Raw genomic sequence first — 15,589 nt, forward strand, 5'->3', positions numbered from 1 at the left:
TACAGGGTTGCAACCTCCGCCGGCAGGGCCCGTTATGCCCCGTAGGACTGCATGTCACAGATCGCATAGGTTGCGAACGGATTAATTTGCAGTTAAATAAGGGTGGTACCACGACACATTCGTCCCTTGACGGATGTGTCTTTTTGCTGTTTATGCGCCGTATTTGATAACAAAAAGGAAGATTAGGAGTGTGTTATGATGCGTCAAAGTGAAATGCTTGTCCCAACATTACGTGAAGCGCCAGCGGAGGCAGATGCAGCGGGACATCGCTGGTTACTGCGTTCCGGTATGATTCGCCAACTTGCTGCGGGAATTTACAGTTACCTACCCCTTGGACGGCGTATATTGTTAAATGTTGAACGGATCGTTCGTGAAGAGATGGATCGTGCGGGATGTCAGGAAGTATTGTTGCCGATTATGCAGCCTGCGGAGTTGTGGGAAGAATCCGGAAGATACACACAATATGGTCCTGAATTGATGCGTCTGAAGGATCGTCATGCACGGGAATTTGCACTTGGACCAACACATGAGGAAGTCGTAACCGCTTTAGCGCGGGATGAAGTGAACTCGTATCGGAAGCTGCCATTCACCCTGTACCAGATCGGAACCAAGTTCCGGGATGAACGCCGTCCTCGATTTGGATTGCTGCGCGGTCGTGAATTTATCATGAAAGATGCATACTCTTTTGCTTCGGACTGGGAAGAGCTTGATCGTACTTATCAGGCGATGAACACAGCGTATAGTCGCATTCTGGAGCGTTGTGGTCTGGACTATATCCGTGTTGAGGCGGACGCGGGAACGATTGGCGGTCAAGGTGAAACGCACGAGTTCATGGCTCTTGCTGACGTGGGTGAGGACACGATTGTAACCTGCAAACATTGTGGATATGCTGCAAATCTGGAGAAAGCGGATTATCTGACTTCTGGAGATATTGAGAAAACAGAAGGAAGCTTGGAAGTTCCAGCCGACTCTGCGAGTGCAGACTCCGCGCTTCAAACGGATGAACATTCGGAAGCGGAAAACGTAGTACACATCTCGACACCTGGCGTTCGTACGATCGCTGAGTTAAGCACTTTTGTGGGCAAAGGTGCTGAACATATGATCAAAACGCTGCTTTATGTGGCGGATGGTCAGCTCGTCGCTGCGCTTGTGCGTGGAGATCATGAATTAAATGACATCGCATTGAAGCAGGTGCTGGGGGCAGAGGAACTGACCCTTGCAGACGATGCAGCCATTGCGGCACATCCAAATCTGAAGGTAGGATTCCTGGGTCCAATTGGACTAAATCTGCCGATGGTGGTGGACGCTGACGTGGCAGTGATGAAGAGTGCAATTACAGGAGCCAATGAACTGGATGTACACGTTTCCGGCGTACGCCCAGGCTTTGATTTTGCATTGGAGCGAGTAGAACGAATTCGCTTTGCTGCGGAAGGGGATACTTGTCCAACATGTGGATCACCACTTGTGTTTACCAAAGGTATTGAGGTTGGACATATATTCAAATTGGGAACGAAATATAGTGATGCCATGGGTGCTTCATTCCTGGATCGTAATGGTCGCCAGTGTGCGCCAGTCATGGGATGTTACGGCATTGGCGTATCCCGCCTGATGGCCGCTATAGCTGAACAATATGCAGGAGATGATGGCATAAAATGGCCTGCCGCTGTTGCGCCTTATGATGTGCATCTGATTACAGTAAGCTGGAAGGATGAGCAGCAGCGTCAGCTCACCCTCGAACTGGAACAACAATTGATCGATGGCGGTTACACGGTATTGGTTGATGATCGGGATGAACGGCCGGGTGTGAAATTCAAGGATGCGGAGCTGATCGGATTGCCTGTGCAGATCGTTATTGGCCGAGGAGCAGCAGAAGGACAGGTCGAACTGGGATCACACGCACTTGCAGCATCAGGCGAGTCGAAACGAATGGGGATGACGGCACAGGAGGCTGTGCTTTATGTGAAAGAACAGCTCACTTCCTAGATAAGTTGAACTAATCATATACACAGAAACGGAGAGGACAGAAAAAAACTGAAAAAGCGAAGCGTTCGCCTTTATCTCCGGATTTTTCCCTTCAGCAAAGGGAATCAAAAAAATCTGGGGATAACAGCGATTGGAAGGTTATTCTGTCATCGGAGTGTCCGTGTGGACATATCTTAGTTCAACTTATATAGATCAAGGGGGATCTTCTAATTATATGAGTTCATATAATAGTACCGAATATGATGCGGTAGATGATTTTGATTGCTGAAATTCCAATCTGAGCATGAAAAAGAGGGCTATAGGCATACAATTTGGTTGAATTTTATGAGTGATATCATACGAAATAACTATTTTTGGATCTATGTATTTAGTATGCAAATGGTTTTATGATTAAGGATTTGAAGATGATCCTACTCAGGCGGATCTATGTGCAAGTATGCAATTTTGAGAAGATAGAGATGTCGAAATTAAAAGTACAATAACCGCATGAACACGGTCATTCCGGAGAGTTTTTATATAGTTCGGTGTCGAAGGCACTTGATAAAGTTGGTCCGTAAAGGCTGCGCTGGGATTTATTTTTGCCTCAGAGGATTGTCAGGATCAGCAGAATATGTCCACAGGAAATGTTGGAGTATCTGATGTGAATGGATGTTTAAGAATGGAGATACAAAAGGGTGTCCCCTTAACCAGTAATCTGGTTGGGGGACACCCTTTTGGTATGACAAGATAGATTCGTTATGTTGTTGCGCCATATAAGCGATCATGCCTATATGCACTTTGCTTTGCTGAGCTTAAGAAGCTGCAGGCAATTTCAATTGTTGACCTGGATAAATCCAGTGTGGATTTTTGATATTATTGAGCTTCTGCAATGCCTGCCAAGTTGTGCCGTATTGTTTGGAGATAGAGTACAGGGAATCTCCGGATTTCACAACATGCAGTTTGGCTGGAGCTGGTTTGCTTGGTGTTGGTTTAGACGGTTTTTCCGGTTTTGGTGTTTCTGGTTTTGGCTTGGTTGGAGCTGGTGTTTCTGTTGCCGGAGTTTCCGGCTCTACTGCAGGTTTTTTCGCTTCACTGATCCGACCATCTGTTTTGATGTCTACAGCGCCAAGCTTTTGCATGTAGTTGATCAATGCTTCATCCAATGCGCCATACATACCTGTTGTAGCATATTTGGTGAACATGGTGTACTCGTCACCGCCAACAGCTGTGAAATCATTGGTTGCCAGTGTGTATGTTGCTTCCGGATCAAGGGCTTTATCTCCCACGGTTACGGAATGTACACGGCTACCTTCTGCAGCGGAAGTGTCGATTTTGAACTTGATTCCAGATACTTGTGGGAATCCACCGCTTGGTTCCGGATAGGAAGCTACACCAACTTCAAGGGCTGCCAGAATATCAGACCCTTTCACTTCAAGGGTTACCACTTGATTACCAAAAGGAAGCACTGTGATAACATCACCTTTGGTTACGATACCCTTTTCAATGGAAGCACGGATACCACCACCGTTAGTCAGTGCAATATCGGCGTTGCTGACATCACGGATGGCGTCTGCAAGCAGGTCACCCAGGTTGGTTTCACCTGCACGTACCTGTTCACGTTTACCATCCAGTAGAATGGCTGTATTGGCTACTTCTTCTTTCAAAATAGGCTCTTGTTCTTTTTGAATGGAGTTCACGAGAGCTGCGACTTTCTCATTTGGTTTGATGTCTTTTGCTTCAGTTTCATCAATTAATGTTGCTTGTTTCTTCGTTACTTTACCACCATCTACCCACAGGTCGATGACACCTACGTAGTTAGTGTATTCTCCTGCACTTGCGATCAATGTTCCGTTATCGGATACAAGACCGTCCTGCAGTATTGTGTGGCTGTGACCATCAATGAATATATCGATGCCAGGAACTTCTTTAACTACTTTTAAACTAGTATCTGTGCTGGACGCGTCTTGTCCAAGGTGTCCCAATACCACAACAACATCTACTTTGCTGCGGATCTCGTTCACCAGAACTTTAGCTTCCGCAGATGGGTCTGTAATATCAAGACCTGCTACGTTTTTCGGATTCGTTTTGTACATCGTTTCAGGTGTGGACAGGGCAATGATTCCAACCTTTACACCATCAATTTCTTCAATCAGGTAAGGATCGAAGAGACGAGTTCCGTCTTTTTTCTTCACGTTGGCACTAATCATTGGGAAGTTCATCATGTCTGCCAGTTCGATCAAGCGATCCGAACCATAGTTGAATTCGTGGTTACCGGGTACGATAGCTTGGTATCCCATTTCATTCATGACTTTCACGATGCTCTCACCATTCACGAGAGTGGCAAAAGTTGTACCATGTACAGCATCTCCAGCATCAAGCAGGAGCGTGTTCGGGTTTTCGCTACGATATTTGTCAGCGATTCCAGCTACTTTGGCAAAACCCATAGCAGGTGAAGATTCAACTGCACGAGCATGCGTATCATTCGTATGTAGAATGGTAATGTGTTTGCCTGTGCCCGGAGTAGTATCCGTTGCAGCCGCGGCAATACCTACACTGCCAAACAGCAAACAGACCGTTAGCAGAAGTGAAACGTAATTCTTCCAGATTTTCATATGAATCCGAAACCTCCCCAATTAATAATCTACTAGAGCGTTTACACAGCTCACGTAGTATTTTAACAGACTATTATTAGGAAATCTCGCGAATTACGTAAAAATAGGTAACCTGAAAGTGACATCTAAAATCTACTGTTGGATAAAATAATCTTCGGAAAGAACATATGTTCTTAAAGAGTGTAAAAAAAATGCTGCGCTTCACGCGGCAGTCCGGTACGTAAACAAAATTTCTCCAAAGATTCATCCGGTTCAGGCATCACTCCAGAGGTCAGCAATTGAATGGCAAAACGATTGGCCTGTCTCTCCAGCTTGCCTGGAGCAAAATAGGAATGTTCCTCCAGAAAGAATCGATTAATCCCTTTATGAAGCCGGTCATGACCAAGCTCATGTGCGCACACGAACCGCTGCCATTCCGGCGGCAAATCATTGTGTATGACGATAAACCTGCGCCGGAGCTTGCGAAAGTACAGTCCCTTGGTGGACTTCCCCAAATTGGTGAAACGAATCTGTATTCCAACCGCGCGGGCAATGCTGAAAGGGCAGTTGGTCCGGTGTTTGCGAATCAGCTTTGTTACGATGTCATCCATATGATCTCACCTGCTGCCTCATTAAATTCAGTGGGTCATGCCTCATGGGCGATTGTCCGATTCGTCTGTCTTTTTGCGTTTGTTCATCTGTTTGGCTTCCCAGAACAGACCTGTCAGCACATCCTTGATTCGTTTCTTGTCCTCTTCATCAAGTGGAATGCCGTCAAACATCAGATCATCATCGTCCTCCAGCATCTTTTTGAAATCACGACGGTCTTTGTATGTAGCCCATTCCGGTACGTCCTGAAGTTCAGCAGCACTCCCTGGTTCAATATAACCAGCCTGCTTCATCATCTCTGTATAGGGTACCGAGAGTGCATCTGAAATCTTGCGGATGGTCGCTGGTTTTGGCACACCCCGGACCCCATTCTCAATACGTGAAATCTGTGAGTTGCTTATTCCGGCTGCTTCGGCGAGCTGATTGATGCTGTATCCCTGTTGCTCGCGCAGTTGTTTCATATAAGGACCAAAAGCGTGCTCCACAATTATGCCAACTCCTTCGATTCGTACAAGTACTTGAGTTATAAAGAAGACGTTGGATGGGGGGAGGTAGATGTGCGTTCTATGCCCGTTTCGGATTCGGATCGTTCTTTTGATCGCTGTTATCCCCGGATTTCCTGTTTCCCTTTCCTAAAGGGTGAAATCCGTTGATAAAGGCGAACGCTTTGCTTCTTCAGAATCGATTCCGTCTCCTTCACTATGTATGCGCGTGATACACACCTAAGTCCCTTCCCGAAAAGTCTCGGTGGCTTCTTTATAGAAGTCAAATGACTGATACGGAAGTTCATTAATTAAACAGTACTATAACGTATATATACCATTAGGTAAAGAGATATGAAACAATTATGCCAAAAGGCATAGGAAATGAGAGCGAAGGTTTTATTTTATCGTCAAAATGAACCAAAATGAAGGTTTACTCTGATCTCCAGAAAGTGGTATCCTCAAATAGAAATACGAACAGTATGCGAACAAAATGTAAACTTGATACAGGTTAGAGTTTGGAGGAGTACCTTCCGAACAATGGAATTCTGCGAAATAGTGATTTGGATTGATTCCAAAAGGCAACAGGGAAAATTGAAGAAATGTCGTTACTTTTTTGGAGAACTGGACAACTCTATGAATAAGAGTCTTTTGCTATCGTTCAAAAAAAACGATGGAAAAGCAATATCATGTGAACGATAGAGTGACTTAATTGATTAATGAGAAGAAGTGCGGGAGATGAGATGGTTGCATGTTTAACTGGATTGTTCAGTCATCCAAGTGAGCATGCGGAACCAATTGATATTCATTTTATAAAGAACACTAAAGGAGGAAAATGATTATGGAATTAATGCTGCCCGAATTGGACCGACGCAAAACGCAAACAGCTGTTGAAGCTGCGCTGGAAAAATACCGAATTTATAAAACCATTGCATTTGAAGAACGAGAGGTTATGGTGACGGCAAGTTATGCCGAGCGTTTCCACGGTGCAACCAATGTGACGGGGGATTCCACGGCGAGAACGGCGATCTACAATGTGGACGTGCAGCGCGCGCGTCAGGCATATTGCGATACGATTGATTTTGTTGTGTCCCGGCTGAGTGAAAAGGAACGTGTACTCGTCTGTGAACGATATTTGAAAGACGATGATGTGTTTGACTATAAGGTGTATAACCATGTGTTTGATCCGCCTGTCAGCAAGGATACGTATACGAAGATTCGTACACGTGCTTTCTACAAAATGGCGCTGGCTCTGTCAGATCGAGGTCTGATTAATATGGAACCTTTGTCTGTGTCCCGCAAAGAGCGACAGAAGCTGGGCTGAGTGAGCGATTGAAGAAGTTGATCCTTTAATATCCAAGGTGGATTGGTTACAATAGTTGAACAAACCACAGTTGGCACAGCCAAAGGAGAGAAGTCTGCCATGTCGGAAGAAGTCGGAATGCAGGAAATGGTCACGTTGAAGACAATCGCGGAAACGCTCAATACGTCCAATGATCTGAACTTAATGCTGGATACCGTGGTCGGCAAATTACTGGAGTTGACCGGATTAACGGCAGGCTGGATGTTTCTGATTAATGAACGTGGAGACTATACCTGTGTTTCGGATTACAATCTGCCCCCGGCATTACTGCGTAAAGATAAGGAGCCCATGCGAACGGGTACCTGCTGGTGTGTGAACCGCTTTAAGGACGGTCAACTCAATCATGCGGTCAACATCATTAACTGTAAACGGCTGGAGGATGCGGTGGAATTCCAATGGGGAGATACCCATGATATTACCCACCATGCAACCGTCCCGTTAAGGTCAGGTGAGAAGATGCTCGGCCTGCTCAACGTGGCTGCGCCAGCCAAGGAACATTTCAGTGACAGTGAACTGGCGCTGTTACAGGGCGTGGCGTACCAGATTGGTAGTGCGGTAGAGCGGATGAGATTGTATCGCGCGGAGCAGCGACGAGCTGATCTGTATGCCAAGCTGGGGGAGTTCAGCACAGCCTTGGGTCTTGCAGTGAACGAATGCAGCAATTCGGATGCTTTTTCTTTAAAAGTTGTACAGCTGCTTGGGCAGCATTATGATTGGCCTTTTGCTACAATTATTCAGCAGAAAAATGGAATGTTCATTGTGCAGGCAGCCTATGCAAATGATACGGTTCGAACGTTATCAAGTACTCCGTTATCTTCCGAAGCGACGAGCCACATAAACCATGTAATCAATAGTCATCGTGTAACATCTCTGTCTGGGACACAGATCGCTGAGATATTTACCCTGTGCAAGCCTGACCAGACTATGAATTCCATTGCCTCGGGAATTGCTGCTCCACTTCCGTACCATACGCCAGGGGAAACGGGAATTCTGGTGATCGGAATAGGAACATCAGGTCCCGCGCAGGCAGACCGTGAAGTGCTGGAGGCATTGGCCGAACATATTGCGGCCTCATGGGAGAGTCTGAAGCTGGCGGAGAATCGCCGCGAACTTGCGCGAATGGAAGAGAGAAACCGGTTGGCTCGCGATCTGCATGATTCGGTTAATCAGATTTTATTTTCACTATCGTTAACGGCTAAAGGCGCGGAAAGTATGTTACCCGGCTCCGAGCAGTTACACCCTGCAGCGGAAGCGATGAAGGATATTCGGGCTTTGTCTCAGGAGGCTCTCAAGGAAATGCGCGCATTGATTATGCAGCTCCGTCCCGCGGGGCTGGAAGCAGGGCTGCTCCATGCGCTACAGGAATACGGCACCAGCCAGGGTCTTCAAGTGATGATGAATCGGATGGGAATGCGGTCTTTACCGCGTAATATAGAAGAAGCATTGTGGCGAATCGGACAGGAAGCGCTGAATAATGTACGGAAACACGCTGATGTTCCTTCTGCTGAGGTCACCCTCAAGTTAAGTGATCATGAAGTGGTGCTCACCGTCACAGATCAGGGAAAAGGTGGTGCGAACAGGTCAAAGGCGTCGTCTGGAAGCTCCCTTGGCCTGTCCATTATGAAGGAACGGGCGGAATCACTCGGGGGTAGGTTAGAGATAGTTAGCTCTTCCCGTAAGGGAACGATAGTAACGGCAGTCATTCCACTTCCGTTCGAATCTGTATAAAGTCAGGGGGAAGAAGAGATGCCGATTACGATTTTGCTCGCAGATGATCATGCGATGGTGAGAAGAGGTTTGCACGTTTTTTTGACCACACAGCAAGACATGAAGGTTGTTGGAGAAGCATCGAACGGGCAGGAAGCACTGGAGCAGGCGGAAGCGTTAAAACCTGACGTGGTATTAATGGATCTGCATATGCCGGTCATGGACGGAATTGAAACAGCCAGACGGCTGCGCACATTAATGCCAGCAACGCGAATTATTGTACTTACATCGTTTTCGGATCAGGATCATGTGGTTCCTGCTGTGCGTGCAGGGGTGAAAGGATATCTACTCAAGGATATTGAACCGGAGGATCTGGCTGTGGCCATTCGCAATGTGCATGCAGGTCAGGTAGAATTGCATCCCGCCGCAGCAGGTCAATTGATGCATGTGATGGCTTCATCCGATTGGTCTATAAATGAACAGCAACCACAGTATATACCGACAGATCAGTCAGCAGACAGTCAACATCAGGAGCCAAAGCAGGTTGGAAAATCAAATGAAACATCCCTTGGTGGTCCGGATATGCTCACTCGCCGTGAACAAGAGGTTTTGGGGTTGATTGCTCAAGGATTAAGCAACAAGGAAATTGCAGTTCAATTGGTCATCACCGAAAAAACGGTCAAAACACATGTCAGTCATCTGCTCGACAAACTGGGCCTGGCGGATCGTACACAAGCGGCTCTTCATGCCGTAAGAAATGGCTGGGTCGTCTGACCAATTCCGACATATGTTCATACTTAAGTCGTATAAACTCAACCTAAAGGTTGAGTTTTTTGGTATTTCAAGTTAAGTCTATCTGCTGACGATTTGGATGCCAAAGAAAGGTAAGATAAGAGTAGAAATAACAGATCGGTTGAAACATGAGAGTTTGAATTATTAAAAAACGAAGGAGAGTGACATGAATGAATATTGTTATTTTGGCAGGCAGCAATCGGAACAATGCAACCAGTACACGTCTGGGAGAGTATGCTGTGGAGATTATTCGAGGTCAGGGACATCAGGCCAGCCTGTTTGATCTGTATCAGACACCACTTCCATTCTATGCGCCAGATGAAAAACAAGCGGATCATGAACATCTGGCAGACCTGAATACACGTATGCTCGCGGCTGATGCAATCATCCTGTCTACACCAGAGTATCACGGCAGTATTAGCGGTGTGCTCAAAAATGCACTGGATCACCTGAGTCAGGCTCATTTCAGCGGCAAGCCCGTGCTGTCCATCAGCTCCTCTGGTGGAGCGGTGGGGGTAAGTTCCCTTTTACAACTGCAAGCGATTGTTCGCAATCTGCATGGAATTAATGCCCAGGAGTGGATATCCATTGGGGGTGCGCAGCGCAGACGATTCGAAGCAACATTTGACGGATACGAAGAGTACGAAGGCAGTCAGGATATAGAGGACCGGGTGCAGCGGGTTATTGGATCGTTTTTAAATCTGGCACAGACGTTAACGAATGCGCGGAATTCTACCATGAGTTGAGAACCAAGGAAGATGAAAAATCGGAAAAGGAAAAGAGGTTGAGCATGATGATTACAGGCATATTTGAAACACATCTAAACGTGACGGATCTGGAGAGATCCCATCACTTCTATGAAACGGTCCTGGGTTTACCTCATGCCTACGGGCAGAAAGAACGTGGAAACTCCTTCTACTGGATTGGTGGAAAAGGCAATGCCATGCTGGGATTGTGGCAAAAGGATCCTTCCAAGGTGAAACGTCAGCACTTTGCTTTTCATGTATCTCTGGAGGATATGAAACATGCGGTGGCTCACTTGGAGAACAAAGGAATCAAGACACAGAACTTCCTGGATGATGATATCGGTGAACTGTACGTCTTCGGCTGGATGCCTGCGGTATCTGTATATTTTAACGATCCGGATGGTCACTCGCTTGAATTCATCGCCATGCTCCCGGATGAAGCGAAGCCTGAACTTGGCATGGTGCCGTGGAGTCAGTGGGAGGAGATGCAGGAGAAGACCATATGATGATTGAAGAATTACAGTTATATACAACACGGTTGGAGGACCTCAAGCATTTTTATCGTGATACGTTGGGAATGGAAGTGTCCAATGCGACAGATCAGACCTTCAACCTGCAGGTTGGAAGGACAAAGATGATTTTCAAACCGTGTGAAACAGATCATGAGCCCTTTTATCATGTAGCCTGGTTGATTCCAACGAATCGGTTCAAGGAAGCGAAGCAGTGGGCTGCATCACGTGTTGTTTTAAATAGGGAAGAAAATCGGGATGAGACATACTCTGCTACTTGGGACTCTCATTCTGTCTATTTCGAAGATCCGGCAGGCAATATTATCGAGTTGATTGCTCATCATCGTATTCAGAACGAGAGTGACCATGACTTCTCCACTGAAGATATATTACAAGTGTGTGAGGTTGGACTGGTGACGGAGGATGTTCTGTCTACGGTGAATGAGCTTCAACAGATTGGACTCACTCGCTGGGGTGAGGTTAGTGAAACTTTTGCTCCTGTAGGAGATGTACATGGACTATTTATTGTGGTGAAGAAGGATCGGACGTGGTTTTTCTCCAAGCAAAAAGCACAGATCTATCCGCTGGAAGTATCCATCCGTGGGGTGGGCAAGCTTCGAATTGGCTAAACTTTGCATTCCGGGGCAAAACGGGCATATGTGGATCAATTCCATCATGTTATAGAAGTAAACGCTTTATATATTAATTACAGGGTAGTTCCTGTGATGGGCTTACAGATGATGAAGGGTGGTGGCAGGTTTGGATCGACGTTTGTTGGAAGATGGACTAGCGATTATCGTTTCCAGTCGGGAACGTACAGGAGATCTGTGGCACGCCCATTATGGGGCGGGTGCGATTGCGGCATATTTTTGGGTACGGGAAAATCGTCTCACTGCCCTTGCCGCCGGCAGTGTTACCGCCGAAGCAAAAGCCATGCTTCGCCAGCATGGGATCAGCCCTGGTCAGACCTCTCCGATTGGTGAAATGATGCCCAGGGAAGATGCCGAAGCGCGTATTACGGACGCATTGGATCGAACGATTGGAGAGCTGCACTGGGTTGGACACCAGGCCATCTACGGGGCAATCAGTCTGAAAGCCATTCGTGAACTGGATGGATGGGGCACTGCGGAGGATATTGGTCGGCTGGTTGAACTGATCGATTCATTCGATAGAACCATCCCGGGAAGATCCTGGATGAACACAACGATGAAAGAAATTCGCAGTCTCAAGCCGGAAAAAAGCGATGGTTTCCCAGTGATTGAAGATCCAGTTCAATTGTCACGCCTGATTCTGGATGAGCTTGGTGCGTTCCAGACCATCTATCACGCGGAAGCGCATCATGATCTAATCGGCCATATGCTGACATACGGACATGCGCTTAACATATTATATGAACTGGGTTATCCGGCATTATTCCACAAAGGCATCCCGCCTTTCCTTACCATGGTGAAGGCACTACGCTTAAGCCGAGATGTGGATATTGAACAGGAGATGCCGTCATTGCAATCACCTGTAGACCTACTGCCACTGGAACGGGCGGAACGATCAGTGGCGCTCCCCCATGAACTGGAATACTGGCTCACCGATAGACGTTCTCGTGACTGGTACGGAGGTCATGTGTTCAAATTCCCGTTCAGCTTCTATCATCATGCCAAGAACGGGGAGCCCGTACCGGAAACATGGGAGAACTTTCGTTATATCATCGCGTGAGATAAAACATACATTTCACAAGGGGTGTCCGTCATAACGGACACCCCTTGTAGGCATTATTCTGGTCTACCGAATTGTGGGCATCCTGCACCTTTTTAACGGGGCCAAATTTCAAGGATAAAAAGGATCAGCATGACTCTGGACACCAGCATGTATGGTGATTTTCGTACGGGCTGACGCGCTACCCATATTCCCCAGGAACTCATAAGTGCAATACTCCCCCAGAACATCCATAAGGAGATGCCTTCGGGCGTAAATAGAAAGGACAGCTTGGGCAGTCCCCTGTTGCCAGCCCCAAGAAGAACAGTGGTCATATAGACGAGGGCGAGGAAAAATAACTCGAAGAGCAGGGTTTGCAGCCAGAAATAATAGATGTTGAACACTCGTAGCATGATGACTGTGATCAGGATAAACAGGATACCAACGGATAAGAATGTTGCCGCGGTCCATCCAATGAGAGATGTCGTTATAACATCTGTTTCCTGATATAAAATGTACATCGCCAACGCATACATAGCGGGGCCCGCCATATAACTGGTGACAGCAATCCAAAGATAGAAGAAATACCTTTTTTTCATCGTCATATCCATCCTTTATTGTTCGTAGGATTTGAAAGCTACTTATGTCATATAAACATCATAAGGATGGGTTTGGTTGGATTATCGATAGGAGTTTCTCGCGAGAAATCGGCATTTAACCGCCATAGAGACGACCACATTCATGCATAATTCATCCGGTTTACCGTCAGCGCGAGTGGGAAAAGGCGGTAAGATGGTATTATCGGATCAGCAGCAAGGAAGACATACCGACAGCTCATACGCTAATGTACAGCCGGCCAGGGGGCCGGTTTTTTAATTCGGTGATTGCATCCTTGCACTGATCGGGTATTAAAGACTAGATATATAAGTTGAACTAACGATTTACACGAGAACGAAGAGGACAGAAATAACCTGAAGAAGCGGAGCTAAAAGCTTTCTGCAAGAAAGCTACTTCGGAAGCATACACTGCGCCTTTATCCACGGATTTCTACCTTTATATAAGTGGATCAAGAAAATCCGGGGATAACAGCGATCGGAAGGTTGTTCTGTCATCGAAGTGGCAAGTGTAAATATTCTGTAGTTCAACTTATATAGATAACAGGAGGCTACGTGATATGAAAACAGTATTGTATGTTCCACTGGATGATCGTCCAGCGAATCTGGATGATGTGATTGTGCAAGGGAAAGCAGCCGGTATCCATATCGTTACACCGAACCTGAGTGATATTAAGAATCGTCTGGACTCGGAGAAAACCGTAGATGGCACAACGCTGCTCGGCACCTCCACGCCGGTTTATGGCAAACCGTCCAAGATTCACGACTTTATTCTGAAACATGCTGCTAAGGTTGACGGATTCATAATCTCATCCGATATGCTCGCTTATGGCGGTCTGATTGGCAGTCGTCAGCTCCGCGAAGATGGAGGAGGTGACTACCCTGAATACGATGAGGAAACCACTCGTTTGCTGGATGTGATTCGCGTGATCAAGCAGAAATATCCACGCAAACCCGTATTTGTAATGGATACCATCATGCGTTTGGCTACAACCTCGTTTGCAGATGGTTTGGCGCTCGATGCATATAATGAGTCCCGTGCGTTGATGCAGCAGCCACGTCAGACATACACCGAATTTGAGGATATTATCGAGGGTTATAACCTGTCCCCGGATGGAGTGGAATATGGGACAACGACCTATTTTGATAAAGAACAGTATTACAATACAAGACAGCATAAATTCAAAACAAATCTGTACATTCTGGATCAGCTGGCTCGCACAGGTTATATCGATTTCCTTGCAGTTGGAGTCGACGATGCTAACACGCAGGGTGTTCAGATCAATGAAATCAAATATGTAGAAGCGCGGATCAATGAATGGCTGGGTGGAACCAATGGGCAAAATCCGGATCGTGCTATTATCTTGCCGGATGCAGATGGTCTGGGGCACGCTTTGGTCGCTCGCATGGCTAACCAGTTGTTCCGAGGCGGGGCGAGGACACGTTACGCAGTGAAATATTTTGGTCCTCACGGCAATACCATCATTAACACGTATGAATACATGGATGTACACGAGAATGTGGTTCGTCATGTGGATATTGTAGGTGGTGTGCTTGTAGCGGATTCGGCATATCCTGAACCGGAGGTGGTGACGGATGTGGGTGCTGGCTTGGAAAATAAACAGCTAGTGGCTGTAGCAACCGATCAAGTTGTCCCGTTCGACATGACCTCCGAACTGGATCGTATGACCAAGGGTCACCCAGGTAATTCCGGGGAGAACACAAGCATCGATATCGAGATTATTGCCATTACGGCTCTGGATCAGGTGCAGGCTGCGTTGGAGCAATTGACGCTGAATAGTGAGCAAGGTCTGCCTTCGGTATTGATTGATTTTGTGGGTAAAGGACCAGCCAATGTTGATGTTGCCGAAGCATTGCTCAACAGTCCATATACCGGACGGGTTCTGGGATACAGTGCATGGAATACACCGGGTAATAAGATCGGTATTGCTGTAGGTATGGGGCAGTCGAGGTACGCATTGATCACAACAGAGAAGCATGAGCATAAGTTGCGAGATGCTATGAATGCGCATGGCTCGCTGTTGTTTAAGCGTTTCCTGAAGGATTACTACTACAAAGCGGTAGCGATTGCGGACATCCGCACATATTCCCGAGCCCATGCGCTGTATACCAACGTGGCTACCCTTTCGGATCAAAATATGTTGCTGTTCAACTCAGAGGAAGACTATGCCCATTTGCAAACATTGCTCCGTGATTTGATGCAGACGTATACCACGGCGCTTGCGAATAAAACAGCCTTCCAGACAGGCAGTGTGGCGATTAAGCAGATCTGTAATGACGAATTGTCCTACGCGACGTATGCTAGTGCGCTGCTGGAATATGCGAATCCGGATTTCATCTGGGGCCGTGCGTTTGAGATTACGTTGAACCCGAAGGTTGCTTTGAACTAAACTGCTATCTCACCATGGGCTCCTCATGTTTAGGTTGATCACTGGTATGACTGTACTGCTTAATCTCTCCATTTTTAAAAATGATGTATTGATACTTCGCTTCCAGTTCATCCG

General features: G+C 46.7%; 13 protein-coding genes. 9 read left to right on the forward strand and 4 right to left on the reverse strand.

Features of this window, described 5'->3' with window-relative positions; all coding sequences use genetic code 11:
* Nucleotides 1-198: 198 nt before the first annotated feature.
* Nucleotides 199-1,983 (forward strand): proline--tRNA ligase, encoded by a 1,785-nt coding sequence (locus MKY92_RS06020; protein ID WP_339301713.1) that lies wholly within the window; start codon nucleotides 199-201, stop codon nucleotides 1,981-1,983.
* 791 nt (nucleotides 1,984-2,774) lie between these two features.
* On the opposite strand, the gene MKY92_RS06025 is transcribed toward MKY92_RS06020, so the two are convergent.
* From MKY92_RS06025 to MKY92_RS06035, 3 genes are all read right to left on the reverse strand, one after another.
* Nucleotides 2,775-4,574, reverse strand: a complete 1,800-nt coding sequence (locus MKY92_RS06025; protein WP_339299676.1) for a 5'-nucleotidase C-terminal domain-containing protein — start codon at nucleotides 4,572-4,574, stop codon at nucleotides 2,775-2,777.
* Nucleotides 4,575-4,747: 173 nt separating this feature from the next.
* Entirely contained in the window at nucleotides 4,748-5,164 is a 417-nt protein-coding gene (locus MKY92_RS06030; protein ID WP_017690190.1) for an ImmA/IrrE family metallo-endopeptidase, read from the reverse strand.
* 42 nt (nucleotides 5,165-5,206) lie between these two features.
* Nucleotides 5,207-5,650 carry a helix-turn-helix domain-containing protein gene (locus MKY92_RS06035; protein ID WP_082219000.1) on the reverse strand — a complete coding sequence of 148 codons (444 nt, stop codon included), beginning with the start codon at nucleotides 5,648-5,650 and terminating at the stop codon, nucleotides 5,207-5,209.
* A gap of 835 nt (nucleotides 5,651-6,485) precedes the next feature.
* Between MKY92_RS06035 and MKY92_RS06040 the strand changes: the two genes are divergently transcribed.
* The 7 genes from MKY92_RS06040 (at nucleotide 6,486) to MKY92_RS06070 (ending at nucleotide 12,471) form a co-directional block, all read left to right on the forward strand.
* On the forward strand, nucleotides 6,486-6,968 hold the full coding sequence (locus MKY92_RS06040; RefSeq protein ID WP_017690187.1) for an ArpU family phage packaging/lysis transcriptional regulator: 483 nt from the start codon (nucleotides 6,486-6,488) through the stop codon (nucleotides 6,966-6,968).
* 42 nt (nucleotides 6,969-7,010) lie between these two features.
* A complete protein-coding gene (locus MKY92_RS06045) occupies nucleotides 7,011-8,735 on the forward strand; it encodes a GAF domain-containing sensor histidine kinase (protein ID WP_339299678.1) in 1,725 nt (574 codons plus the stop codon).
* A gap of 18 nt (nucleotides 8,736-8,753) precedes the next feature.
* Entirely contained in the window at nucleotides 8,754-9,488 is a 735-nt protein-coding gene (locus tag MKY92_RS06050; RefSeq protein ID WP_339299680.1) for a response regulator transcription factor, read from the forward strand.
* Nucleotides 9,489-9,676: 188 nt separating this feature from the next.
* Nucleotides 9,677-10,252, forward strand: coding sequence for an NAD(P)H-dependent oxidoreductase (locus tag MKY92_RS06055; RefSeq protein ID WP_036611439.1), 576 nt, complete (start codon nucleotides 9,677-9,679; stop codon nucleotides 10,250-10,252).
* 44 nt (nucleotides 10,253-10,296) lie between these two features.
* Nucleotides 10,297-10,758, forward strand: coding sequence for a VOC family protein (locus MKY92_RS06060; protein WP_339299682.1), 462 nt, complete (start codon nucleotides 10,297-10,299; stop codon nucleotides 10,756-10,758).
* A complete protein-coding gene (locus MKY92_RS06065; RefSeq protein WP_339299684.1) occupies nucleotides 10,755-11,390 on the forward strand; it encodes a VOC family protein in 636 nt (211 codons plus the stop codon). The genes MKY92_RS06060 and MKY92_RS06065 overlap by 4 nt, the downstream gene beginning before the upstream one ends.
* Nucleotides 11,391-11,511: 121 nt before the next feature.
* Nucleotides 11,512-12,471 carry a hypothetical protein gene (locus MKY92_RS06070; protein ID WP_339299685.1) on the forward strand — a complete coding sequence of 320 codons (960 nt, stop codon included), beginning with the start codon at nucleotides 11,512-11,514 and terminating at the stop codon, nucleotides 12,469-12,471.
* 95 nt (nucleotides 12,472-12,566) lie between these two features.
* On the opposite strand, the gene MKY92_RS06075 is transcribed toward MKY92_RS06070, so the two are convergent.
* Nucleotides 12,567-13,049 carry a hypothetical protein gene (locus tag MKY92_RS06075; RefSeq protein ID WP_339299686.1) on the reverse strand — a complete coding sequence of 161 codons (483 nt, stop codon included), beginning with the start codon at nucleotides 13,047-13,049 and terminating at the stop codon, nucleotides 12,567-12,569.
* Between the two features lie 575 nt (nucleotides 13,050-13,624).
* Between MKY92_RS06075 and MKY92_RS06080 the strand changes: the two genes are divergently transcribed.
* Complete coding sequence (locus MKY92_RS06080) at nucleotides 13,625-15,475, forward strand: DUF4127 family protein (RefSeq protein ID WP_339299688.1); 1,851 nt, start codon at nucleotides 13,625-13,627, stop codon at nucleotides 15,473-15,475.
* The last annotated feature ends 114 nt before the right edge of the window (nucleotides 15,476-15,589 follow it).

The organism is Paenibacillus sp. FSL R5-0623, from assembly GCF_037974265.1.
Taxonomy (GTDB): Bacteria; Bacillota; Bacilli; order Paenibacillales; family Paenibacillaceae; genus Paenibacillus.

What these genes read in the sequence shown, in the direction of transcription:
- MKY92_RS06020 (WP_339301713.1), top strand. Translation starts at nt 199, where the DNA reads ATGCGTCAAAGTGAAATGCTTGTCCCAACATTACGTGAAGCGCCAGCG.
- MKY92_RS06025 (WP_339299676.1), bottom strand. Translation starts at nt 4,574, where the DNA reads ATGAAAATCTGGAAGAATTACGTTTCACTTCTGCTAACGGTCTGTTTG.
- MKY92_RS06030 (WP_017690190.1), bottom strand. Translation starts at nt 5,164, where the DNA reads ATGGATGACATCGTAACAAAGCTGATTCGCAAACACCGGACCAACTGC.
- MKY92_RS06040 (WP_017690187.1), top strand. Translation starts at nt 6,486, where the DNA reads ATGGAATTAATGCTGCCCGAATTGGACCGACGCAAAACGCAAACAGCT.
- MKY92_RS06050 (WP_339299680.1), top strand. Translation starts at nt 8,754, where the DNA reads ATGCCGATTACGATTTTGCTCGCAGATGATCATGCGATGGTGAGAAGA.
- MKY92_RS06055 (WP_036611439.1), top strand. Translation starts at nt 9,677, where the DNA reads ATGAATATTGTTATTTTGGCAGGCAGCAATCGGAACAATGCAACCAGT.
- MKY92_RS06060 (WP_339299682.1), top strand. Translation starts at nt 10,297, where the DNA reads ATGATGATTACAGGCATATTTGAAACACATCTAAACGTGACGGATCTG.
- MKY92_RS06065 (WP_339299684.1), top strand. Translation starts at nt 10,755, where the DNA reads ATGATGATTGAAGAATTACAGTTATATACAACACGGTTGGAGGACCTC.
- MKY92_RS06075 (WP_339299686.1), bottom strand. Translation starts at nt 13,049, where the DNA reads ATGAAAAAAAGGTATTTCTTCTATCTTTGGATTGCTGTCACCAGTTAT.
- MKY92_RS06080 (WP_339299688.1), top strand. Translation starts at nt 13,625, where the DNA reads ATGAAAACAGTATTGTATGTTCCACTGGATGATCGTCCAGCGAATCTG.